Annotated in this window: 24 protein-coding genes, 1 pseudogene and 1 other annotated feature; of the genes and pseudogenes, 7 read left to right on the plus strand and 18 right to left on the minus strand. The window is 32.1% G+C overall.

The genetic code is table 11. The features are described 5' to 3' along the window. Positions 1 to 22: 22 nt before the first annotated feature. The 6 genes from COE53_RS05925 to COE53_RS05950 all read right to left on the minus strand — a co-directional run bounded on the left by COE53_RS05925 (position 23) and on the right by COE53_RS05950 (position 5,515). Positions 23 to 1,252, minus strand: coding sequence for an ABC transporter permease (locus COE53_RS05925; protein ID WP_069034567.1), 1,230 nt, complete (start codon positions 1,250 to 1,252; stop codon positions 23 to 25). Then, entirely contained in the window at positions 1,253 to 2,137 is an 885-nt protein-coding gene (locus tag COE53_RS05930) for an ABC transporter ATP-binding protein (protein WP_069034568.1), read from the minus strand. 733 nt (positions 2,138 to 2,870) lie between these two features. Next, positions 2,871 to 3,272, minus strand: coding sequence for a DUF350 domain-containing protein (locus COE53_RS05935; RefSeq protein WP_286162540.1), 402 nt, complete (start codon positions 3,270 to 3,272; stop codon positions 2,871 to 2,873). Between the two features lie 23 nt (positions 3,273 to 3,295). Beyond that, positions 3,296 to 4,540: a glutathionylspermidine synthase family protein gene (locus tag COE53_RS05940; protein ID WP_069034570.1), complete on the minus strand. Its 1,245-nt coding sequence runs from the start codon at positions 4,538 to 4,540 to the stop codon at positions 3,296 to 3,298. 2 nt (positions 4,541 to 4,542) lie between these two features. Then, positions 4,543 to 4,896, minus strand: a complete 354-nt coding sequence (locus tag COE53_RS05945; protein ID WP_069034571.1) for a hypothetical protein — start codon at positions 4,894 to 4,896, stop codon at positions 4,543 to 4,545. 103 nt (positions 4,897 to 4,999) lie between these two features. Beyond that, entirely contained in the window at positions 5,000 to 5,515 is a 516-nt protein-coding gene (locus COE53_RS05950; protein WP_098947562.1) for a hypothetical protein, read from the minus strand. Positions 5,516 to 5,609: 94 nt separating this feature from the next. Between COE53_RS05950 and COE53_RS05955 the strand changes: the two genes are divergently transcribed. Further along, positions 5,610 to 6,050: a hypothetical protein gene (locus tag COE53_RS05955; RefSeq protein WP_069034573.1), complete on the plus strand. Its 441-nt coding sequence runs from the start codon at positions 5,610 to 5,612 to the stop codon at positions 6,048 to 6,050. Positions 6,051 to 6,112: 62 nt separating this feature from the next. Here COE53_RS05955 and COE53_RS05960 read toward each other — a convergent pair whose 3' ends face one another. From COE53_RS05960 to zapA, 6 genes are all read right to left on the minus strand, one after another. Beyond that, positions 6,113 to 6,568: a GNAT family N-acetyltransferase gene (locus tag COE53_RS05960; RefSeq protein ID WP_069034574.1), complete on the minus strand. Its 456-nt coding sequence runs from the start codon at positions 6,566 to 6,568 to the stop codon at positions 6,113 to 6,115. Positions 6,569 to 6,577: 9 nt separating this feature from the next. Then, positions 6,578 to 7,447 (minus strand): alpha/beta hydrolase, encoded by an 870-nt coding sequence (locus COE53_RS05965; protein WP_069034575.1) that lies wholly within the window; start codon positions 7,445 to 7,447, stop codon positions 6,578 to 6,580. Between the two features lie 229 nt (positions 7,448 to 7,676). Next, positions 7,677 to 10,031 carry an endonuclease MutS2 gene (locus COE53_RS05970; RefSeq protein WP_069034576.1) on the minus strand — a complete coding sequence of 785 codons (2,355 nt, stop codon included), beginning with the start codon at positions 10,029 to 10,031 and terminating at the stop codon, positions 7,677 to 7,679. Positions 10,032 to 10,047: 16 nt separating this feature from the next. Next, on the minus strand, positions 10,048 to 11,772 hold the full coding sequence (polX, locus tag COE53_RS05975; protein ID WP_098947563.1) for a DNA polymerase/3'-5' exonuclease PolX: 1,725 nt from the start codon (positions 11,770 to 11,772) through the stop codon (positions 10,048 to 10,050). A 49-nt stretch (positions 11,773 to 11,821) separates the two neighbouring features. Next, positions 11,822 to 12,349 carry a CvpA family protein gene (locus tag COE53_RS05980; RefSeq protein ID WP_069034578.1) on the minus strand — a complete coding sequence of 176 codons (528 nt, stop codon included), beginning with the start codon at positions 12,347 to 12,349 and terminating at the stop codon, positions 11,822 to 11,824. Next, a complete protein-coding gene (zapA, locus tag COE53_RS05985; protein WP_069034579.1) occupies positions 12,342 to 12,632 on the minus strand; it encodes a cell division protein ZapA in 291 nt (96 codons plus the stop codon). Before zapA ends, COE53_RS05980 begins: the two co-directional genes overlap by 8 nt. Before the next feature lie 97 nt (positions 12,633 to 12,729). On the opposite strand from zapA, the gene rnhC reads away from it, so the two are divergent. Further along, complete coding sequence (gene rnhC, locus COE53_RS05990) at positions 12,730 to 13,662, plus strand: ribonuclease HIII (protein WP_069034580.1); 933 nt, start codon at positions 12,730 to 12,732, stop codon at positions 13,660 to 13,662. A gap of 34 nt (positions 13,663 to 13,696) precedes the next feature. Here rnhC and COE53_RS05995 read toward each other — a convergent pair whose 3' ends face one another. After that, a complete protein-coding gene (locus tag COE53_RS05995; protein WP_069034581.1) occupies positions 13,697 to 13,969 on the minus strand; it encodes a hypothetical protein in 273 nt (90 codons plus the stop codon). Positions 13,970 to 14,088: 119 nt separating this feature from the next. Between COE53_RS05995 and COE53_RS06000 the strand changes: the two genes are divergently transcribed. Together COE53_RS06000 and COE53_RS06005 are read left to right on the plus strand one after the other, a co-directional pair. Then, a complete protein-coding gene (locus tag COE53_RS06000; protein WP_069034582.1) occupies positions 14,089 to 14,529 on the plus strand; it encodes a DinB family protein in 441 nt (146 codons plus the stop codon). 14 nt (positions 14,530 to 14,543) lie between these two features. Further along, on the plus strand, positions 14,544 to 14,993 hold the full coding sequence (locus COE53_RS06005; RefSeq protein WP_069034583.1) for a PH domain-containing protein: 450 nt from the start codon (positions 14,544 to 14,546) through the stop codon (positions 14,991 to 14,993). 367 nt (positions 14,994 to 15,360) lie between these two features. Here COE53_RS06005 and COE53_RS06010 read toward each other — a convergent pair whose 3' ends face one another. Beyond that, positions 15,361 to 15,975, minus strand: a complete 615-nt coding sequence (locus tag COE53_RS06010) for a PH domain-containing protein (RefSeq protein ID WP_069034584.1) — start codon at positions 15,973 to 15,975, stop codon at positions 15,361 to 15,363. A 313-nt stretch (positions 15,976 to 16,288) separates the two neighbouring features. Between COE53_RS06010 and COE53_RS06015 the strand changes: the two genes are divergently transcribed. Further along, a complete protein-coding gene (locus COE53_RS06015) occupies positions 16,289 to 17,845 on the plus strand; it encodes an ABC-F family ATP-binding cassette domain-containing protein (protein ID WP_069034585.1) in 1,557 nt (518 codons plus the stop codon). Positions 17,846 to 17,908: 63 nt separating this feature from the next. On the opposite strand, the gene COE53_RS06020 is transcribed toward COE53_RS06015, so the two are convergent. Then, the gene (locus COE53_RS06020) at positions 17,909 to 18,502 is read right to left on the minus strand and encodes a nitroreductase family protein (RefSeq protein WP_025569070.1); all 594 of its coding nucleotides are present in this window, start codon (positions 18,500 to 18,502) and stop codon (positions 17,909 to 17,911) included. Positions 18,503 to 18,759: 257 nt separating this feature from the next. Continuing rightward, entirely contained in the window at positions 18,760 to 20,448 is a 1,689-nt protein-coding gene (gene argS / locus COE53_RS06025; RefSeq protein ID WP_025569068.1) for an arginine--tRNA ligase, read from the minus strand. 42 nt (positions 20,449 to 20,490) lie between these two features. Continuing rightward, positions 20,491 to 20,712 (minus strand) — a binding site (T-box leader). Between the two features lie 121 nt (positions 20,713 to 20,833). Between argS and COE53_RS06030 the strand changes: the two genes are divergently transcribed. After that, positions 20,834 to 21,919, plus strand: a complete 1,086-nt coding sequence (locus tag COE53_RS06030; protein ID WP_025569067.1) for a tetratricopeptide repeat-containing glycosyltransferase family 2 protein — start codon at positions 20,834 to 20,836, stop codon at positions 21,917 to 21,919. Between the two features lie 151 nt (positions 21,920 to 22,070). Further along, positions 22,071 to 23,129 (plus strand): glycosyltransferase, encoded by a 1,059-nt coding sequence (locus tag COE53_RS06035; protein WP_142350396.1) that lies wholly within the window; start codon positions 22,071 to 22,073, stop codon positions 23,127 to 23,129. A gap of 21 nt (positions 23,130 to 23,150) precedes the next feature. Here COE53_RS06035 and COE53_RS06040 read toward each other — a convergent pair whose 3' ends face one another. Both COE53_RS06040 and COE53_RS23855 read right to left on the minus strand, forming a co-directional pair. Next, complete coding sequence (locus COE53_RS06040; RefSeq protein WP_069034588.1) at positions 23,151 to 24,527, minus strand: glycosyltransferase; 1,377 nt, start codon at positions 24,525 to 24,527, stop codon at positions 23,151 to 23,153. Positions 24,528 to 24,749: 222 nt separating this feature from the next. Then, positions 24,750 to 25,267: pseudogene (locus COE53_RS23855) on the minus strand (collagen-like protein); the annotation flags it as partial.

Genomic DNA, 25,267 nt, shown 5'->3' on the forward strand with positions numbered 1-25,267 from the left:
TTGACCTATGAGATCTATTTTTTTATTGTCTTTTTAATAATCTAGCTACATCTTTCCACTTTACTTTTTCACTGTAATACATTACCCCATTAACATAAATACGGCTAGCAACACGAGTTAAAATCATAATTGAAACTAGTAAAATTAATATACTAGCACTTATTTCTATAAAACTCATTTCTCCACTTACAAATCTAGAAAATGCTACAAGTGGAGCAAAAAATGGAATATATGAGCTGATTTGAACAAATGTACCAGTAGGATTTACTAATGCATTAATACTAATAAAGAATGCCGCTACAACTAAAATAGTAATAGGCATCAAGACCATTTGAAGCTCTTCTGTTCTTGAAACAACTGATCCAATTGCAGCGTAAAGTAATCCATAAAGTAAATAGCCTAATAAGAAATAAACTACAAATGCAATGATGGTTGTAGTATCTAATGCCTCTAAATCTATTTTCATTCCGAAAAAAGATATCGCATTAGTATTAACCCAGCCTAATAAATTGGCAAAAAGAAATCCTATTCCTAATACAATTAATTGTGCACAAGCTACAAAAAATACCGCAATGACTCTTCCGTATAAAGTCACAACAGGACTTACTTTTGGTAGCAATACCTCCATTACCCTAGAAGACTTCTCAGCAACAATACCCGTTGCAATTGAGTTTCCATAAATTAATAGAAACATATACAATAAGAAACCAAAAAAGTAAGCAATTCCAAATGTAGCCATAGGATTTTTTAGAACATTTTCATTTACTTCTACTTTTTGCAATAACTTTGTTGCAGATTCAGGCGATAGCTTTAAATCTAGGGCAGTTTTATTTAAGTAATTTTGCTGTAAAGTCATATTTACGACTGAAAGCAATTCATTATTTGAAAACTTTTTATACGTATATTGAATGGACGGGACATTGTTCTTTTCGGAAAGAATAAGCAGTCCATCTTTTGAACCATCTTCAACTTGATTTTTTAAATCTTTTTCTTTTGACGCATCACTCTGCTCAATCTTTGCGGATTTAATCGTTTTGTTTAAACTAGCAAGATCTACCGAATAGTTTTTCGAATTATTTATCAATACTATTTTATCTTTATCCTTACTACTCTTTTCTGTACCAGCAAAATATTTTTGTACGCCAAACATTCCAACGACCAATACAAATAAAATAATACTCATAATCATCGTTGCTCTCGCCAAAAGACCTTCACGTAAATGAAATAAAAAGACCGTACTAAACTTTTTCATTTATTTCGCCCTCTCTATAAAGATATCATTTAGTGTAGGCTCTAATAATTGGAACTTCTTAATAGAACCCAAGTCTGACTTAATACGATTTAAAATCGTAAAAGCCTCCTCATCACTTTTTACCTTTACGTAAATTCCTAATTGCTTCTGTTCATAGCTAATATTATTGGAATCTAGTATTTGTTTAATCGATGTTATATCTTCTAAAATTAAATTTCTATACCCATAGTCTTCTTTTAAGCTACTTAAACTACCTTCCGCGACTACATTACCGTTCTTAAGTATACAAACATGCTCACAAAAAGCCTCCACTTGATCCATACGGTGGCTTGATAATATAACCGTTTTCCCTTTCTGAATTTGTTCAGTAATAATTGAAGCCATTAACTCCGCATTAACTGGATCTAGTCCACTAAATGGCTCATCTAAAATAATCAATTCAGGGTTATGTAATAAAGTTACAATTAGTTGAATTTTTTGTTGGTTACCTTTTGAAAGCTCCCCGGCCTTTTTATTTCGATAATGTGGTATTTCTAGACGGTCAAGCCAATATGTTATTGCTATATCAACCTCTTTATTAGACATACCTTCTAATTTCCCGAAATATTTAAGTTGATCAACAACCTTGCTTTTGGTAAATAATCCTCTTTCTTCAGGTAAATACCCTACCTTTACTTTATCAGTTTTAAATGGGCTCCCTTTCCAAGTTATTTCTCCTTTTGTAGGTGTAAGAAGACCTAATAACATTTTAATGGTGGTCGTTTTACCTGCTCCATTTCTACCTAATAAACCTAATACTCTTCCGGTAGGCAAAGTAAATGATAATTCGTTAACGGCAATAGTATCTCCAAAATTTTTAGAAAGCTGTTTTATTTCTAAAGTCAACGCTCTTCCCCCTTTTTTGAAGTTTAAGTAAAAAGATAATTAAATGTAATTCCTATACATTAAGCATACATTTAAAAGAATTTTAATAAAAGGTAAAAATCGTATTTACTTTGCTTGTTTATCCAACTTGCATTCTAAATTGAATTTTAAAAATGAGAATGCCAATCTAGCATTCTCATTTCACGTTGTAGTAAAAAGAAGTTGTCAATTAGATAAGTAATATCATGTTGATTTCCACTACAGGGTGCTCGCTTTCCGCGGGGCGAGATTCTTTAGCCTCCTCGNNTGCGGGGTCTCAGCCTTCCCGCATATCCCACAGGAGTCGATCACCCTTTCATTCCAATCAACTTATTCATCTAAAAAGTTTATCTTTAAAAACTTTAAAATATGCTTTTTGAGGAAGTACAGCCTTATCTTCAATAAAATTAGGAAATCTACAAAATGACCATGAATCATAAAGAAAAAGAATAGACGAATTATAAAAATAGAAGAAATTAAATTAAAAATGTAAACACAAAATTAAATCTTCTCAATTCGTGTTCATAAAAAAAACGGTTTAATCTTTTATCAAAAATCTTACCGATATATAAACATAAATAACTAACACTGCACCAATGAAGATTACAACTTTATCAATAAATCTTATTTAGTTATCTATTTTTAATATTGACTATGCTATATTTCAACACTCTGAAAAAATGAGAATGCCGCTCTAGCATTCTCATTTTTTTCATTAATATGAAATACTACCTGAAATTAATAAACCTACTGTTACACTTAATGTAAACAATAATGCAGCTACTGCAATATTTCCTTCTTCAACCTTTTTAGCAAACGAAATTTTTGCAAATAATACAAATTCTGCAATCCAATATGTAACCATTTGAGCAATAATACCAACTAAGCTCCAAATAATGAAATCACCATAGTTAACTGAATACTTTGCCGCTGACATAATAACAATTGCTAACCCTACTAATTTTCCCGCTAATTTCAGTGCAACGGCAATATTACCATCCTCTAAAATTAATTTTTGTTCACTCATCTTAGTGGTAAAAGTAAAAGCTAAAAATCCAATAAATAAAAGAATAAGTCCCGATCCTAAATACATCAACGTACTAACAATACTATCCATCTATCTTCTCATCCCCTCATTAATTAATTCTTTTCTTCAACGATTCCTACAGGTAAAAAACAACTTTCGTTTCCGGTAATAATATTCCCGGCACGGACACCAATTGCTCCGTATTCTTCTTTAATTAAAAAACTACCTATTAATACATGTAAATCTAGCATTCCATCAGGTGTCATAACCTTTCTCATAGGTAAAGGTGAATATTGTTGAAACACCATAACTTGATCATGATAGTTATTTTGTTTACTTTGTTGACGGTTTTCTCCGTTAACAATCTTAATTGAATCTCCTTCACGGCCAAATGCAGGCTTCTCAACATATGGAAGATTGTTTTCTATAAAGAAATCTGGCTCTAAAAATGTTGGTAGAAAATGCTTTCTAATTACATCATGTTCTTCTTCAGTAAAAACATCTGATTCCTCTATATGTAAATTCCAAATTAATGCTTGAACAGCCTTGGATTGTAGTAAAAATGCAGATAATGGATTGAAAATAATCAATTTACCGTCTTTTACAAGTTCTAATAGTGCCAGGCCAATTTTTGTTCCATCTGAAGATTGATCAAGTTCAAGATGTTCAATTGGATAGGTCTGTCGGTAAAGAATGTGTATTCTTTCCCCTTTAGGTGTATAAAGACCATCGTTTTCAATAATCTGTAAATCTTCTAGCGCTATTAATTGACTCTTACCATTGTATAGGGATTGGATATATTTAGCTGTCTTCCAATCTTCTTCATGATCACCATGAGCTGTAAAAACGATAATTGGTTTATCTAACCCTTTTATGCTTTTATTGACAACATGACTTATGACGTTCGAAAGTTTCATTTCACTTTCAGCGTTAGGGTTCTTCAAGTTAAAATAATCCGTAATGTAACCATTGACATGATGGGTCTCCATAATAAAAGTTGGGGTGTCACTATTGCATTCATAATGTTTCCAACCATCTACTGTACGAACAAGGTCAATTCTTCTAATGATACCTTCACTTTCAATCGTTTTATAACGTAAAAAAGGTACGATTTCCTTTGAATAACCAAGCATATAAAAAATATCATCGGGTAACTGTCTCATTAACCGAGCAGTCTTATCATAGATTTTTCCAATTTGCTCCGTAATTGTATGAATTTCATCAACCTCATTTTCAGTCAATGGATAATGGTCTAATAAAGCATAATATGAATCTTGTAGATCCGCCCAAAAATCTGGAAGTTTTTGATATACTTCTTTCCGTTTTCGTCTATGATTCTGTAAATTCACATTATCCATTATTAACCACCAAATCCTCCAGATGAACCTTTTCCAAAACCACTTTTAGAAGACGAAGTATGCCCTGCATATTTACTAGAAGATTTATAGCTCTTATAAGAACTACTAGCATGAAGTGCAGTTCTTGTTGGATAAAATATTCCGCCATGATAATAACTATGGTAGTAATGACTAGTGCTATCATCACAAACCCAAACACCTTCGTCATCATCAAACTCCCAATCACGACAATCGTCATTTTTTGGTTTGTCTGGTCTATCAGCATTTTGAGAACCACAGCCGGCTAATGTACTTACTGCTAATCCACTCGTTAATGCGATACTAACTTTTTTCATTAATAATGATGTTTTTGACATTGGGATCTCCTTTCAAGAATTAAATTATTCTAATCTATACTAAACTAATCTCTCTCTTAAAGTATATAGAATTTAGCTTTAGCATCTCTCGTTAACTATTAAACTAACCTCCAAATCCTCCAGATACTCCACTACCAAAACCACTTTTTTTAGCTGAGGAATTTGTTCCTTTAATAATGCCAGAGGATTTGTATTCATTAAAATCATTGTTGCTATATAACATACTTTTTGTTGCAAAGAATGAGCCTAAAAAAAAGAAATTCCGATAAAATGAGCTTGAATTATCATCACAAATCCAAATATTATCTTCATAGTCAAATTCCCAATCACTACAGTTTTCATCATCAGGCATTTCAGAATCCGTATATGCAAATTCTGTTTCCTCACTATCAGTATAGTCAGTCTCATCTAAACTATCTTCAGTCGTCGTCTCCTCATCAACCTCATTTACTTGGTTTGTATTTTCATAGACCGGTTGACTTGTTTCATAATAATCTTGAGAATTATCGGTTGTCTCAATCGACTCTGGTTCAGATCCACACCCGGTTAAAGAACTGATTACAATACCACTTGTTAAGGCAACACTCACTTTTTTCATTAATTTTGATGTTTTTGACATTGTATTCTCCTAGTTCAATATATAAATACATACATTTCTATCCTAAACTGTGTTATATACTAATGTATATACAATTATTAAAGGAGTTTGAACAATGTTTAATACAGACAACATCTTTGTTCTTGAATATCGATTACTTGATGGAGAATTTACACGACCTATTTACCATTTTCCATTTTTATCAAAGGTCCAAATCTTTACAAGAAGATATTGCGATTACTTTATTTTAAATGGTTTCGTTTACGAGAATAGGGGCTCTTATATCGAGGAAGATCGGTATGTAATTGAAGTAATTGAATCGGATATGGAAAATACTCCTTTTTACCATCTAAACAGACCTTTAGGCATTGAAATTAGAGATGTCGATACTTTTGATGAAATTCATTTCTATGAGAGCGGAGATGAATTGGATCTACTTTCTTGGCTTCAATCAACTTATATAACAATAAATCATCAAATTTACGAACAAACTTCAAATGAAGTTGATCAAGACCGTAATACTTACGTGATGTATGTCAAACTTTATAATGAATAAAAAATAGCTACCTAAGTCTTCTTAGGTAGCTTCAGTCTGATAATCATATATTAGTACTTTGTCTATAAATTTTGTTCTAGCTTGATTAAATCCTTACACTGTATACCATTTTCCCAAATTTCTTCATCATAATTATCAATAAAGAAATTGTGAAAAACAGTACTGATTTGAAATCCGCAATTTTTATATAATGTTAATTGGTATGTACTTGAGTTTCCTGTACAAATCGAAATTTTCGAATAACCAAGTTTTTTAGATTCATTTATTCCAAAGTGAATTAAATTTTTCCCAAATCCTTGTCCTTGGAAGGTCGGATCAATTGCAATATTTTTAATTTCAACCTCTTCACTTGAATTCTCCATTAATACTAATACACCTACAAGTAAATTTTGGTCTAGTACTTCATAAATATTACTCTTTTGAATATATTTATCTACCATTTCTTTTGATGGGTCAGCTAGTAACAATAGATTCCAATGATCTTTCGTTAGAAATTGAATTTTATTAATATGATTCATTGATACTCCTTACTTTTTTAATCTTGCCTTTAAATAATTTATCGTATCATTGGTAGATTTTTGTACCGAAAGATTTGTAAATCCATGGTTTCCATTTTTAAGTGCAATCAACGTAACCATTTTTGGATTTTTTTTAGCAAATCTCTTAGATTGACTGAACGGAACAAGCTTATCTCCTGTACCATGTACGATAAAGATTGGCACTTTTGTCTTTTGTACATATTGAATAGGACTCATTCGATTATACTCATCTGTCATTTGATCAACAGTACTATTCATATATTTATCTACGATTTCCGAACTTCTTGAAGAAGGAGACTGATTCATCGTCGTTAAGTCTGAAATTGGATACCAAGCAATAATATATTTTATTTTGTTTTGAATATCGGGCTGAAGACCAGTTAATAAGGCTAAGTGTCCACCAGCAGAAGCACCAGCGATCCCAATTTGATTTCGATCAATTCCTAATTCTGTTGAATTTGTGTAAATAAAGTCGATTGCTGTTTTCACGTCACGAACTGGAAAGTTATATGAATAATTTTCTTTTGAATAAAGTGTGTAGTCTATACTAATTGCTGTATAACCATCTTTTACTATTTCATTAAAAATCGTACTCCAACGTTTATTTAACGCTTTACTTCCATATCTCCAAGAACCACCATGAACAAATATCAACGTTGGTGATGGACCATGTGAATTTTTAGATCGGTATATATCAAAGGTTTGTGGAACTTGGGCAGGATTTGTGTAACGTACATCTCTTTGCACAATAATATCTTTACTTACATCATTTATCTTCTTTTGGTGTTTATGTTGAAAACCATTAAATCCAACAAAGACAATAACAAAGATGACTAATGCTAAAATGATTTTCTTCAAGCCAATTCACCTTTCTAATAAAAAAGAGACTAACTCAGGTTATGTCTTCTAAGTTCATTTTTATGTAAGATTTTGAACGTCCACATAAATTAATAGAAATACATTAATGATGCTAGTCTCAATTACTTTATTTAATAACTGTTACATACAAAATTCCCCAAATTAAAAATACTGCACAAACCGTAAATAATATTTTTGCCAACTTTTCCATCTTAGAACCCCTATTACCTTATTTTAAATCGACAACAGTAACACCTATTCCGCCCTCGGAGGCTGCTCCATATCGATATGATTTAACTGATCTGTGTTTTTTCAAGTATTCTTGTACCCCTTGTCTCAATGCGCCAGTTCCTTTTCCATGAATGATATTAATTCGAGGATAACCTGCTAATAATGCATCATCGATATATTTTTCAACACGAATTAGCGCATCTTCATATCTTTCACCTCTAAGATCTAGCTCAAGATTAACATGAAAATCTTTACCTTTTACAGAAGTGACAGTTCGTTCTTTTACTTCTTTAGGAGAACTAATATATTCGATGTCTTTTTCTTTAACTTTCATCTTAATAATACCGAGCTGAACTTGCCATTCACCTTCACTAACTTGATCAAGCAGTGTCCCTTTTTGATTAAAGCTAATCACTTTTACTTCGTCACCTTCACGAAGCTTTCTTTGTTTCTTCGGAGCTGCCTGAGGAATTGTTTTCTTTGGAGCATAAGGAATTGCCCCTTCCAAACGAGTTCTTGCCTCAATTAATTCATGATCTTTAATAGAAGCTAATTGGCTATTCTTTAACGACCTTAGCTCTTTAATAATTTCCTCAGCTTCTTGTTGTGCTACTCTGACACGCTTTTTCGCTTCTTCCTGCGCGCCACGATATAATTCATCACGGTGCTCATAAAATTCCATCATTTGCTTTTGTAAGTCTTTGAATACACGCTCTGATTCTTTACGGAAATCTTCTGCTTCTTTCCATTCTGTTTCTGCACCTTTTCTACTCGTTTCTAAAGATGCAATCATATTTTCAACTTCATTACTTTCTTCACTTACATGATTTCTTGCTTTTTCAATTACACGATTTGAAAGTCCAAGTCTTCTAGAAATCTCAAATGCATTACTTCTACCTGGAACACCAATTAATAGTCGATAAGTCGGACTTAATGTTTCTACATCAAATTCAACACTTGCATTCATAACGTGCTCTCGATTGTAACTATATGCTTTTAGTTCAGGATAATGCGTTGTTGCTACTACTCTAGCACCGTATTCACTTACCTCATCTAATATTGAGATTGCTAAAGCTGCACCTTCCTGTGGGTCAGTTCCAGCCCCTAATTCATCAAATAATACAAGACTACTATGATTCACATGTTTTAAAATATCTACAATATTCACCATATGCGAAGAGAATGTACTTAAGCTCTGTTCGATTGATTGTTCATCACCAATATCGGCGAAAATTTGCTCAAACACACAAATTTCTGAACCGTCTAGTGCCGGAATTTGTAGACCAGATTGTGCCATTAAAACACAAATACCAATCGTTTTTAAAGTAACTGTCTTACCACCCGTATTTGGACCAGTAATAACAATCGTAGTAAAATCCTTACCTAATTCTATATCATTAGCTACTACTATATCCCTTGGAATTAGAGGATGACGTGCTTTTTTTAATTTAAAATATCGATCATTATTTAAAATTGGTTTACTCGCCTTAATTGAATGCGAATAATTAGCTTTGGCAAATAAGAAATCCATTTCTGCTAAAATTTCAACATTTTGCAATAAATCTGCTGAAGCCTCAGCTACTTGCCCTGTTAATGCCATTAAAATTTTCTCAATTTCTTGCTCTTCTTTAACTTTAGCTTCTTGTAAACTATTGTTTAATGTCACGACAGCCTGTGGCTCAATAAATAAGGTTTGTCCAGAAGAAGATTGATCATGCACAATACCACCATAAACATGTCGATATTCTTGTTTTACTGGAATAACAAAACGATCATTACGAATCGTTACGATTGAATCTGATAACATTTTTTGTGCATTTGCACCTCTAGTTAGACTCTCTAATTTTTCACGAATTCGAGCTTCGGCTGTTCGAACTTGTCCACGAATTGTTCGAAGTGTCACACTAGCGTCATCTAAAACTTCTCCATTATCACCAATGGCAGCTTTTATATTTTTATCTAATTCTAATAAAGGAATGATTTGCTCACTTAATGATTCTAAGTATGGAATTTCTACTTCACTCTCAATTAAGCCCTCAATAAATCGAATCATTTGACGCCCAGCATATGTAACACCCGAAATCGCAATTAGCTCAGAAGGAGATAGCATTCCACCAATATCTGCCCTTTTTACTTGCATTCTTATATCCGATAATCCGCCTAGAGGTACATTTCCTCGTAGACGAATAACTTTCACAGCTTCGTCGGTTGATTCATGTAGTTCTACAACTTCATCATAACTAGTACTTGGTAAAAGGTTTTTTATCCGTTCCTTACCTAGTGAAGATGAAGCGTGTTTAAGTAATTGTTCTTTTATTTTATCGTACTCTAAAACTCTTAACGTACGTTTCATATGCCCCGTAACCTCCTTACACTCGATTACGTTTCCTTTCAATCAAGCTTAAAAGTTCGTGTAATTCAAATGTATTTACAATATTTTCTCTTTTTAACCAAGCCTTCTTGGCCGCACTAACCCCGACAGTCATATGCTCTAGCATATCAATGTTATGTGCATCCGTATTAATAGATAGCATCACACCAGCTTCCTGTGCCATCATTAACATTTCTTTATTTAAATCTAAACGATTTGGATTTGCATTTAATTCTAAAATTGTACCTGTTTCTTTTGCTACAGAAATTAATTCTTCAGCATTTACTTTGTACCCAGCTCTTCTACCTATTTTGCGTCCTGTTGGATGCCCAATCATGCTAACATAAGGGTTTCTCATTGCATTTTTTAAACGCATCATGATTGTCTCTTCATCTTGACTAAAGCTAGAATGAATTGATGCAATAACAAAATCAAGTGAACGTAAAACATCATCTTCGTAATCTAACGATCCATCAGGTAAAATATCCATTTCTACCCCATGCAGAATTGTGAAATCAGTGTATTTTTCATTAACACGCTGAATTTCTTCTTTTTGTTTCCATAAGCGCTCAGGAGTTAAACCGTTCGCAACCTTTAAATATTGTGAATGGTCTGTGATGACAATATATTTATACCCCTTCGCACGACATGCATCTGCCATTTCTTCGATTGAATAGCCACCATCACTCCATGTAGAGTGCATATGTAAATCAGATTTCATATCTTCTAAACGAATTAATGGGTAATCGTTTGTAAAAGTTGAAACTTCCTTTCCATCCTCTCGAATTTCAGGTGGAAAACAAGGTAAATTAAAGTGAGCATAAAAATCTTCTTCATTATCAAATGTTAGAACTTCTCCAGTATTAACATTCTCAACACCATACTCACTAATTTTTTCCTCACGTTCTTTAGCCAATTGACGCATAGCTACATTATGATCCTTAGAACCTGTAAAATGATGCAGCGTTGTCGCAAACTCCTTAGGTTGAATAATTCGGAAGTCAACTGAAATCTCATATTCAACACCTTTTAAAACAAGAGAAACTTTTGTATCACCTTGTGCAATTATTCGAACGATTTCCGGCATCGAAAGTAATTGTTCTTTAATGCTTTCCGGTTTATTTGATGCAACAATAAAGTCTAAATCTTTAACTGTTTCACGTACTCTTCGTAAGCTGCCTGCTCTTGAATACTTTTCAACATCGTTCATTTCTGCTAAATAAGCTTCAATTTTATCAGCAATTGGTAATACATCTGCAAGCGGCAAGCGTTCTGGCTGCTTACCAAACTCCTCAATTGATTCTAAAATATTTTGCTCTGTCTTTTTTCCGAATCCAGCTAGCCCTTGTAGCTTACCATTTAAGCATGCTTCTTTTAATTGCTCCATGCTTTCAATTTGTAATGTTTGATAAAGCTTAGCTACTTTTTTCCCACCTAATCCTGGTAGTCTGAGTAAAGGAAGTAAAGTTTTAGGCAATGATTCTTGTAGTTCTTCCAATACCGTACTTTTACCAGTTTCAATATATTCTAAAATTACTGCAGAAGTCCCTTTTCCGATTCCTTTTATAGCAGTAAAGTCGTCGATTTGCTCAAGACTTCTTTCATCAGTTTCTAATGCATTTGCCGCTTTACGAAATGCTGATATTTTAAAAGCATTCTCACCTTTTAGTTCTAAATAAGTAGCAATTTGTTCTAACAGTTTAATTAACTCTTTTTTGTGCATTTTAAGTCACCTACTTAACATAGAAATTGTTTTTTCACTAAAAATTCGATTAAAGTATCTCAGAACTAGAAATTCCGTTCCATAATTCCATTAATTGATTTGATATAAATGGTGTATGTTGAACCATAAAATACGCAATATTTGATTTATGTAATAAAACATGTAGCGTATCTATTGGTACGATTAAAGCGATAAAAAGCGCCAAAACCGCAAATAAATAAACCTCTATAAAACCAAAAATACCACCTAAGAAGGAGTTCATCTGCTTTAAAACAGGTAATTGGAAAACTCCATTTAATAATGAACCAATAAATGAAATAACTAGCCTTGTCCCAATAAATAGTAAAGCAAAGGCAATAATTTCATAGACAAACTGATCTGCGTTTACGACTTGACCACCGCTTATATGAATTGGAAATATTTTTTTAAGCGAAGTAGCGGTCTGCTCATAATAATGATAAGCTAGGTATATGGATAGTAAAAAACCTAGTAATCGTACAAGGCTGCTAATAAATCCTCTTCTCCAACCTGTCAAAATTCCTAAACTAAAAATAATAAGTATAATTAAATCAATCATTCTCGTTCTGCTCACTTTTCGTTTGTTTTTCTAATAATTTTTCGAGCATTTCAGCTCTTTCTTTTAATTTTACATAATCACTTACAATATTTATTGCTGTTAATACAGCTAATTTATTAGTATCTAATAATGGATTCTTTTTATTTATTTCTTTCATTTTATCATCTACAATTGAGGCAACATGGCGAATATGATCTGTTGACTCGTCACCAGTAATTGCATAATGTTGCCCATAAATAGTTACATTTAGTTTTTGTTTCGATGAAGAATTGGACAACTTCATACCTCCATTCAGCTATAAACATTCTAACCTTAACTATAACATGAAATTCAATACAATCAAAAGTATTGGAAAATATCCATTTATAAAGGAGAAATTTATGTCAAACACTGTATTAACAGTTTCTGAGGATACTCTCTTAAAGATGAAAGCACACTACCAAAGTAGCCTTCAATCAAAAGTACCACAAGGTGGAGTATTTATGGCCAAACCAAGTGGCTGTACAATCACTGCATATAAATCTGGTAAAGTAATGTTTCAAGGCTCAAATTGTGATGCTGAAGTAAGTAAATGGCAAGGTAAATCGGCTAGCCAAACTACTAAAAAGGTAAACCCAACAAATACGAAATCAACTTTACCAAAAAACTTTTCAAGTCTTGCAGTAATAGGTAGTGATGAGGTTGGTACAGGCGACTACTTTGGACCGATGACTGTAGTAGCTTCTTTTGTAGAACCAAGTCAATTCGAATTATTAAAAGAATTAGGCGTAAAAGATTCGAAAGAACTAACTGACGAGGCCATATGCAGCATAGCAAAAAAAATTGTTCATGTCGTTACCTACAGCCTCTTAGTACTACACAATGAGAAATACAATGCTATGCAAGAAAAAGGCTATAATATGAATAAACTAAAGGCTCTTTTACATAACCAAGCAATTCGAAATACTATTTCAAAATTGGAAGATAAAAAATATGACGCAATTTTAATTGATCAATTTACTCCTCCAAATCTGTACTACGGATATTTAAAAGGAACAAAAGAAGTTATTCGTGATAAAGTTCAATTCGCTACAAAAGCAGAAGGTTTGCATCTCTCAGTTGCAGTTTCTTCGATCTTAGCCCGCTATGCTTTCTTACAACAAATGGATCAATTAAGTGAAAAAGCTGGCATGACCTTACCAAAAGGTGCTGGAGCAAAAGTTGACCAAGCCGCTGCAAAACTAATTAAATCAAAAGGTTTTGAAGCTTTACGAAGTTTAACAAAATTACACTTTGCAAATACCGAAAAGGCATTAAAGATTGCTAAAAAGTGAATTAAAAAAGCTTTATTCTAAATGGAAAATTCATTTAGAATAAAGCATCCACTATAAATACAATGAAACCTAATAGGCTAGCAACTTGTTTTTGTTTTTTATATCGAAGCATCGGTTTAGATAATAAAAATAAACAAATCAGAAATCCGAAAGGGATCGGTAACCAAAATAACCTAAATGGTAAAGAAGCTAGTACATAATAACCGATCATTTGAAACCCAAGATTACTAACATCCCGCTTAATGGCATCTTTATAGACTGCTAACACTCCAATTAACAATCCGACATAAAGTAAAAAGATTAACATCAGGCCACCTCCAAGATTGTCCTATTAATAACCTATTCACTTATGGCTTGTCTAAAGACTCATAAAGAAAAATGTTTAAACATATTCATATCATGTAGAAACGAAGGAGGAATATTTAGATGAATAATTTAATAAACGAATTTAGTAGTCTAATCCAATCCGTTCCAAAAATCATCAGAGCTTTATCGAATACGGATTATAAGCCAAGTCCTACAAAATGGTCTAAAAAAGAAATCCTCGGACATCTTTGCGATTCTGCTACTATGAATCATAAAAGATTTATAGATAGATTGTCCTCTAAAGATGAACTAGTTTTGGAGCTTTATAAACAAAACTCATGGGTAGAATTAAATGATTATCAAAATAGCTATACAATTGAAGAAATTCTTACGTTATGGACTGCCTTAAATTCACGTTTCATGATTGTGCTCGCAAACATTTCGGAAGAACAATGGAAACTACAATATACTAGTCAAAACGAAGAATCTGTTACACTGAGTTGGTTATTTACTGACTACATTGACCATATGAAACACCACTTAAATCAAATATTAGGATAGGATCAAGGTGTGCCATGAAATTTAAAGTGAAGAAAAACCCTCTATTAGTCGTCCTAATTCTGAGCTTAATTCCCATCATTATTTCAGTACCCATCATCAGCATAATTGAAGCTGATCGTACAGGAATCATATTAAGTTTAGTAGTTTTTGTCTTTTTATTACCAATATTGATTGTTCTAGCTTGGGCATTATTCAACACATACCATGAATTAACAGAAACCGAATTCAAATCAAAATTTGGATTTATAACAATTATCATTCCATATAATGAAATTAGAACAGTTAGTTTCTCGAATAATCCAATTTCATCACCTGCCTGGACCTTTAAACGCTTAAAAATCGAATACAAAAAGTACGGATTTGCCTTACTTTCACTTCCTGAAAATGAAGAAAACTTTTTACAAGAAATAAAAAAACGATGCCCAGATGCTACTATTTTAAACCGTCAAAGAGCAGAAGTTTAATTTTAAACTTTAATCAAAGAAAACTCACAAGGTAAGGTATATGTTCCTTGTGAGTTTTCTTTTTATATTCTTGATTTGGTAAACTGATTACTCCAAAAATAATAGGAGATTTCACTAATGAAACCTTTATGAGTTACTAAATTTCAGCTTTTTCCATTTTTACTTACTCATGAACCCTTTATGAGGTACTATATCTCAGCTTTTTGCTTTTTTACTTACTCATGAACCACTTATGAGTTACTATATTTCATCTTTTGTTTTTTTACTTTTCATGAATCCTTTATTCGTATTTCTCTAATTTAAGACATTCACCAGCACAAAAAAAGTCTCATAAGCACTTTGACTTACGAGACCTTTCTTTACCTTATTAGTTATTAATATACCTCTCAAATACAGATCCGAAATCTTTAACTTTGTATTGTTCTCTTGACTTCATTAACCATTCAAAAGCAGCTTCATTAATTTCTTTAAAACTGTTCACTAAATTATTTTCATTTGAAGTTACTCGGCCTAATGTTGAAGAAGCAATTTCGATGCTTTCTTTTGCATATCCTAGTGCTTTTTCGTTTTCATGACTAATTTCAGCAATCATTAGTAAAGCTTTATACAGATCCTTAACTTGTTCAATATGTTTTTTATGAACATCAATCGAAAACTCTCTACCGCCAATATTGAACTTAATTTCAACATCTAAATCAATTGTACCAGCTGTTTCAAGTAAAACATGTGTGATTTTATGTGTGTGATAATTATAACGATGAAGTGTACGCTTCTTACTGATTGCACTTGTACCATCTAAATGAATTAAGGCTTTATTCGTAAAGCAATACTCATCTGATTTTGATTTAATTAAGAAATAAATTTTTTCATTATCTTCATGCATTACATAATCGTCAGAATCAACTTTGTCATAATTTTTCGGTTCAATAACACTACCTACATCACTTAAACCAAGCATATCTGCAGCAACTTTACCAAACATTAAACTTCCTCCTCTGAATAGTAGGTATGGCTAATTGTATATTTATACGCCTTTTAAACCCACTTTTTGACTATTACACTTCTGAATTATACATTAAATACAAAAATATGGGGATAGGAATAGTAGGGGGATATGGATTTTTTTTCCTTTTTTAAAAGGTCCCCTCGCTTCTAACTCGCCCCCCATACGTTATAACTTAATTTACTGTTGAACACATACCCTGTTGCAGACTATAATTAGATGGTGACTGTTTAAATTACGTTCTTTCATAAAGAACATTATTATATGAAAAATAAAGAAAAGGTGTCGATCTATGAGTATTTTAACTGTAAAAAACTTAAGCCATGGATTCGGTGATCGTGCAATTTTTAATGATGTATCATTCCGTCTATTAAAAGGTGAACATATCGGTCTTATTGGTGCAAATGGTGAAGGTAAATCAACTTTCATGAATATCGTTACTGGAAAATTACAGCCTGATGAAGGTAAGGTTGAATGGTCTAAAAAAGTACGTGTAGGTTATTTAGATCAGCATGCTGTATTGCAGCCAGGTATGTCAATTCGTGACGTATTAAAAAGTGCTTTCCAATATATGTTTGATATGGAAAATGAAATTAATGATTTATATGTAAAAATGGCTGAAGCAACTCCGGAAGAAATGGAGAAAATGCTTGAAGATGTAGGTGTTCTTCAAGATACTTTAACAAATAATGATTTCTATATTATTGATGCTAAAGTTGAAGAAATTGGTCGTGGTTTAGGTTTAGAAGATATCGGACTTGATCGTGATGTAACAGAACTTTCTGGTGGTCAACGTTCAAAGGTTCTTCTATCAAAACTTCTTTTAGAAAAACCAGATATCTTATTACTCGATGAGCCTACTAACTATTTAGATGAGCAACATATTGAATGGTTAAAGCGCTATTTACAAGAGTATGAAAATGCATTTATTTTAATTTCACATGATATTCCTTTTTTAAATAGTGTTATTAACTTGATTTATCATATGGAAAACCAAGAATTAAATCGTTATGTTGGTGATTATGATAATTTCAAAGGAATTCATGAAATGAAAAAATCACAATTAGAATCAGCATATAAACGTCAACAACAAGAAATCTCTGAACTAAAAGATTTCGTTGCTCGTAATAAAGCTCGTGTTTCTACTCGTAATATGGCTATGTCTCGCCAAAAGAAACTTGATAAAATGGATGTAATTGAGCTTGCACGTGAAAAGCCAAAACCAGAATTCAACTTCAAACCTGCTCGTACTTCAGGTAAATTAATTTTTGAAGCAAAAGATTTAGTGATTGGTTACGATGAGCCTCTATCAAAACCGTTAAATCTACGTATGGAACGTGGACAGAAAATTGCTTTAGTTGGTGCGAACGGTATCGGTAAAACGACGTTAATGCGTAGTTTACTTGGTGATATTAAACCAATTTCTGGTGAAGTTGAGCGCGGTGAATTCCTTCACATTGGATACTTCGAACAAGAAGTAAAAAGTGATAATAATAAAACATGTATCGATGAAGTTTGGGATGAATTCCCATCATTTACACAATATGAAGTTCGTTCTGCACTTGCAAAATGTGGTTTAACGACTAAGCATATTGAGAGTAAAGTTGCAGTTTTAAGTGGTGGAGAAAAGGCGAAAGTTCGTTTATGTAAGTTAATTAATCAAGAAACAAACTTACTTGTACTCGATGAGCCTACTAACCATTTAGATGTAGATGCTAAAGAAGAACTAAAACGCGCACTAAAAGAGTACAAAGGAAGTCTTTTAATTATCTGTCACGAACCTGAATTCTACCAAGGATTAGTTACAGATGTATGGAATGGCGAAAACTGGACTACTAAGGTGTTTTAATTAATATAAAAAAGAGAGACGAAAAAATTGTTTTCGTTCTCTCTTTTTTGTTTTTCAAACCTTTTAAAGTGAAATATTTTGACTAAGCTTTGATGTCCATTCACTTGGATGTTTTCTTTTCTTTGTTCCTTTTGGGATTGAATTGATATAACCGATATGAAGAGCCCCTAAAATTTTTCGATTCTCGGGAATACCCATCTCTTTGTAAAATTGTTTATCAAAAATATAAGGATTTGTTCGCCATACCATTCCAATATTTTTTTCCCAAGCTGCTAATTGTAAATTTTGAACAAATGCACAGGTTGCTCCAATCGCTTCTAGATTTTTCTTTTCATTTTCTGAGTGGTCTGCCGTAATAATTAAATGCATTGGTGTGTCGATGATATATGTTTTAAAGAATTCAGTTGATTTTTTAATTTTCTCAACTGTATATGTTTCAGTTAATTCCATTCTTTCATAGCTATCTACAATTTTTGAAGCATAATATTCTTTTTCTTTTTCTTCTGATACCATAATAAATTGCCAAGGCTCTTCTTTGCTGTGGAAGGGAGCATAAGATGCTGCTTCAAGTAGCTCCATTAAATCATCCATATTAATTGAATCCCTTTTTGTATCTCTAATCGTTCTTCTATTTTTAATAAAATTTAATATCGACATTGAACGTTTCCCCTTATTCTCTAAATATCTTAAATTCATTATAAATGTAAATGATAATCATTTTCAATAAAACTTTTAAATTTTAATTGTTTTCTTAGACCATGTTAATCCTTTATGATTTGGATACATTGTTAATCGTAATCCTTACATAATTATTTATATGTACTAAAAATTAGAAAGACTGTGTTTTGTGTACTACGATCAAATCAAAAAGAAAACAGGTATTGAAGATAAAAATTTCTTCAATACCTGTTACTTTACATTTCTTTTGGAGCACGTATTCCTAATAATCTTAGTCCTTCTTCTAAAACAATTGAAACGACTTTAATTAATGCTAATCTACTCTCTAATTGGTCATCATTTGTTAGAATATGAGTATTTCCATAATATTTATTGAAGCTTTGTGCCAAATCTATTGTATATTTAGCAATGACAGATGGTTCAAATTGCGCAAAACTACGTGTAACTTTATTTGGGAACTCAAGTATATGTTTTATAATGTCCCAACTATATGAATCATCCAGTCCATCTTGTTTATTTAAATCCTGTGATGAAGCTTTATCTAAAATTGAATTTGTTCTCGCTATTGAGTATTGTACATATGGCCCTGTTTCACCTTCAAATTTTAGCATTTGGTCTAGTGAAAATTCGATGTTATTCATACGATCATTTTTTAAATCTTGGAAAATAATTGCACCGACTCCAACCATTTTTGCAACTTCTTCTTTATTTTTTAGTGTAGGATTTTTTTCTGCAATATTCTGACTAGCTAAGCTAATTGCTTCCTCAATTACTTCTTCTAAAAGAACAATTTTCCCTTTTCGCGTTGACATTTTTTTACCGTTTTGTAGGATTAAACCGAATGGAACATGTACCATTTCATTCGCCCATTCATAACCCATTTTCTTCAAAACTGTAAATACTTGATCAAAATGCAATGCCTGTTCTCCACCTACAACATACACCGCCTTATCAAAATCGTATGTTTCTTTACGATAAAGTGCAGCAGCTAGATCTCTTGTAGCATACAGCGTAGCTCCATCAGATTTTCTAATTAAGCATGGTGGTAATTCCTTTTCAGTTAATTCAACAACATCAGCACCCTCAGATTCCACTAAAAGGTTTTTTTGCTCTAGAAGTTCAATAACGCGGTCCATTTTATCATTGTAAAATGCTTCTCCGTTAAAGCTATCAAAGTTTACACCTAATAAATCATAAACTAACATGAATTCTTTAAGGGACTCATCACGGAACCACTTCCATAAATGTAAAGCTTCTTCATTTTTTTCCTCTAATTGCTTAAACCAGCTTCTAGCTTCTTCCTCAAGTTGAGGCTCTTTTTCAACTTCTTCATGAAATTTAACATATAATTTTAAAAGTTCTTTGATTGGATTTTCTTTTACTGCATCTTGATTACCCCAAAGTTTATAAGCAACAATTAATTTCCCAAACTGTGTTCCCCAGTCTCCAAGGTGATTAATTTTTATTGATTTATACCCATTTTTTTCAGCTATTTTAGCAATTGAATTTCCAATCATTGTTGAACGCAAGTGACCCATCGAAAATGGCTTTGCAATATTTGGTGAGGAACAATCAATCGCAACCGTTTTGTCTTCACCAATTACTTGATTTCCATATTCCTTCCCTTGACCAAGAACTAATTCAATTACTTGCTTACTTACTAGCTTTTTATTCAAAAAGCAGTTTACGTACGGGCCGTTCGCTTCTACTTTTTTAATTAAATCATGATTAATCTGTAGTGCAATTTCCTTTGCAATTATAACTGGAGATTTTTTTAATGCTTTTGCTAATTGGAAACAAGGAAATGCTAAATCACCTTGATCTGCATAATTCGGTTTTTCAATAAGTGAGTTAATTTCAGTTAAAGTTAGTGACCCATTTAAAGCTTTTTCAATTTGTTCACTATACATATTTACATAATTCATTAGGATCAATCCTCTCCAAAATATAAAAAACCCGTCTCTATCATAAGAGACGGGTTTAACTAATCCGCGGTACCACTCTAATTGTTCAAATATATTGAACCAGCTTTAAAATTTGTTAACGAGGTCTTCCCCGGCAAAGTCCTACTATTATTTCAGACTGCTTCTCCGAAGTGCGCTTCATCATATTCGCTCTGTTAGGCTTCCACCATCCCCAACTCTCTACAAGATTCAAAATAAGATTACTCTCTTCATCTAAAAATTTTCAATATTCATTTTTTCCATTTAATCATATCTAATGTAGAAATTCAAGATTAAATATTTTTTGAACTTTATGAATGACACCATTTGTTGACAACCTTAATAACATAAAATTGAGGTGGAATTCATGAAAAAAAACCCAATAACTTTAAGTCTTTGTATGATTGTTAAAAACGAAGAAGCTGTACTTTCCAGATGTTTATCATCTGTATCTAATATAGTAGACGAAATTGTCATTATTGATACTGGTTCTACAGACAAAACAAAAGAAATAGCTAAAAAGTTTACAAATTCAATATATGATTTTACTTGGATCAATGATTTCTCGGCAGCAAGAAATTTTGCTTTTTCTAAGGCAACGAAGGACTATATTATGTGGCTAGATGCTGATGATATTATCACTGACGAAAATGCGAAAAAATTACTTAAATTAAAAAAGTCATTATCTAAAAATGTCGACGCGGTCGGAATGAAATATCATCTAGCTTTTGATGAAAATGGTAATCCGAGCTTTAGTTCTGTACGTAATCGAATCGTTAAGCGAGAAAGAAACTTTAAATGGATTGGTTTCGTACATGAATATTTAGAAGTTTACGGCGAAATTATTCAATCGGATGCTGCAATTATCCATCAAAAAGACAAAGAGTTTTCTGATCGCAATTTAAAGATTTATGAAAATGCGATTTCTTCAGGTAATGAATTAAGTCCGCGTGACAAATACTATTATGCAAATGAATGCGTAGATCATCAGTTATACGAAAAGGCAATTGAATGGTATAAATTGTTTCTTGATGAAGGAAAAGGCTGGTACGAAGATAATATTCAAGCATGTGGTAAAATGGCAGACTGCTATTTAAATCTAAACGAATTGGAAAACGCGATAAGTAGTTGTCTAAGATCTTTTTCATATGATGGTCCACGTGGAGAAAACTGCTGTCGTTTAGGATTTGTATATCTTCACAAAGGTGATTTTACACGTGCTATTTCATGGTATAAACTTGCCACACTTGTTGATGTTCCTACAAGTAGTCCTTTTATTAATCAAGCATGTTACACTTGGTTACCTAATCTACAGCTATGTCTTTGCTATAGTCGATTAGGCGATCAACTTACTGCTAGAAAATATAATGATATAGCAGCAAGCTATGTTCCGAATAACCCTTCTGTTCTTCACAACAAAGAGTATTTCCGCTCATATTTTAAAGATCAATAACTTACCCTTACTATCTACTAACTTTATATTTCCTATCCTATCTGTTTAGTAACTATAATAGATGATTTGGAAACTACTAATTAAGTATATCAACACTAAATTATTATCAATCATTTAATACAAAATTAAAATTATAGAAAAGGGTGATAGCTTGATCACAGTCAGTTTATGCATGGTTGTACAAAATAATGAAGCCACAATTGAAAGATGTTTAAGTTCAGTTAGTAGCTTAGTTGATGAAATTATCATCGTTGATATGAATTCCCACGATCGAACGATTGAGCTAGTAAGACAGTTTACAGACCAAATACATGTTTTTGATGGTGTGGATGAAATAAATGCATTAAATTTTTCAAAATCATTGGCAACAAAAGACTTTATACTTTTACTAAACCATAGTGAAGTTTTACTAGAAAATGATCGTTTAACATTTTCTAATCTAAAACAATCAATAAACAATGAAGTTTATAATGTAGCTGTCGATTATCAAATCGGTTGGAATGTAAAAAGTAAACAAATAATTAATAGATTATTTAAAAGATTAAGTCCAAAAAGTCATTCCCCGAATATGAAAAATGAGCAAACCTCTAAATCATTTTCTACTAATCTTGTTATTACAGATCTTCCTTTTACACAAAATACAAAAGAAAATATTCAAATATATGAACAAATGCTAACTAACAACCTCAAGCTTTCAACAATGGATTTGTTTTATTATGCGAAAGAATTAAGCTCAGATCATCAACACGATCAATCAATAAAGTATTTTTTAAAATTTTTGAGATTAGATCAGCCTTTTGAAGAACTTAATATTCTTGCTTGTCATTATATTGCTAATTGTTATAACGAGTTTAATCTAAGAGACTTAGAAACTACTTGGTTATTAAGAGCTCTTAAATATGGCAATACCCATCCAGAAACATGTTGTAGATTGGCTTATACTTTTTTTGAGAAAAATAATTTCAATTCGGCTATTTATTGGTATAAAGAAGCAATCTTAAATAAGGTGAACAATCGTTTAATTCTTCTCAACCCATCATGTACTACATGGCTACCACATTTACAGCTAGCTGTCTGCTATGACAGAATAGGTGAATTGCACCTTGCAAATGAGCACAATGAATTAGCCTATCATTTTTACCCAACACACCCAAGCATTCTTTCAAATAGAGAATATTTTTCAAATAGATTAAATAACGAAGGCAGCTGAGGACTCTCAACTGCCTTTTAATCATTTTTTTCTTATTAACAAGAGCATATTATATATTTCAAGATTTGAAGTTAGTTGTTCAAGATTTATTCCAAAACTATGAGCTAAATGAACTACTTCTTCAAAAAACAACTTAATATTTAAATCTACATTTATTTTTTCATTCTTTTTCGTCGTCACTTCAAATTGGTCAGTTGGAAATAGCGTATTAATTGTTTGAGGCGTGAAAAATCTAATATTTTCTTTTTTCAATATTCCCGCGTGTAAATAATTCCATTGGCCTTGTAATAATTGAAAGAGAACTTCACCATGGGAAACATTTGGAACTCTACAAATAATTGACCCAGATGGTTTTAATAGATTGGTAATTTCTTTTACAAAACTCCAAGGATCTACAAGCTGGTTGACAATATTATCAATTATGATTAAATCAAAAAACGCCTCGGGGTAACTGTGGGAAACTTCTCCAATTCCAATTTTATCAATCCTCTTGTAAAATTGTGATGCAATAGAGGATAATTCTGAATCACTTTCTGTTCCATATAATTCACATTTATATAGATTTTTAATTTCTAGACCTGTTGCTCCAGCTAAGCAACCAACTTCTAATACATTATTTATGTTACCTGGTACCATCTCAATAATTTCCGTCTTCGGATACCCAATATCTATTAATTTGTTTCCCCACTTCTCGATATACTTCATTCTATTTTCAATATATAGGTGATTTATGTTAATATCACTATTTCCATTGAATGTCATGTGCCCATAATGATGAACAAATGAATCTAATGCAATATGCAATTCATATCCTTCTAAAATAGTCCTTAAACAAATATCATCATCTTCAAATGACCCTAGTTTAAACCTTTCATCAAATCCTACTAATCGATCAATTAATTCGCGTCTAACTAATAAACAAAATCCTACTAATCTTAATACTTGCTTTGACATTCCTTTTACACTTGCACAATATCTTAATGAAAAATCATTAATTTCTTGATCATTTTGATAATCAACATTAATTCGCTGTAATCCACTTACATAATTACTTACAGGTCCAACCATGCCAATTTTATCATTACTATATAAAAGAGTAAGCATTGCATCTAACCAATTTTCTGTAACGATTGTATCATTATTTAAAAATAACAAGTTATCACCTGTAGCGACTTCAATTCCTTGATTACAACCTTTAGCAAACCCCATATTTATCTCATTAAAGATTGTAATAAAGGAAGGATATTTTTTTAAGTAATCTCTTGTGCCATCAGTCGAGCCATTATCAATAACAATAATTTCTACTTCATCTTCCTTTGTATATTTAGCAAGACTTTCAAAGCATTTTTTCGATACCTCGAGCTGATTATAAGTCAAAATAATAATACTAGTTTTCAATTTAATAAACACCTTCTTAAAATCTCACTGCATCAGCAAGTATGATTTTTTCAATCTAAACCAATCATTTATTAATTAACACATACATTAATTAACATATTCAAAGATAGAATATTTGGTTAGTATTAATTCAACAACTATAAACAAAAAAATCCTCGCTAACAATAGTTAACGAGGACGGTCATCACCTTAGGATAGATTACTAATCTCTAAAAGTGATTGTTAAACAATACGATGAACTGACCAGTTGATACCTGCTGTATTGTTTCCACCTAAAGTAAGCGGTACAGTTAATCCGTCAGCCTCGTAGAAGAGTCCAATCACATCTCCAGCAGTCAATTCTAAGTCTCCAGTAATCGTTACAGTTCCATCACCTAAAATTGCTCGCAGATTTAGTACTAGTGCAACATTTACATCTAAAATTGGTACTAGTCCACTTAATAAATCATCAGTCGTTGGTGATGTTCTGCGGATTACAAATGAAGGATTTATACCTGCTCCGAGTGATACAGTTAAAGTTGCTGTCGTAGAGTAGCTAATTGTAGCTTCAAAAGTATATCGTCCTGTTGCTGGAACAGTGAAATTACCTGTTGTTGGATCAAAAGTAGTTGCATTGAAGAATGGACTTGCAACACTCCATCCAGTTAACTGAGTACTAGCAGCAGTACCAACGGTTGGAATAAACGCAGAGAAACCTGTAGAAAGTACGTTTGGTCCTGTTGGACCTGTCGCTCCGTCTG

This window comes from Bacillus sp. AFS029533, from assembly GCF_002585125.1.
GTDB lineage: Bacteria > Bacillota > Bacilli > Bacillales > Bacillaceae_G > Gottfriedia > Gottfriedia luciferensis_B.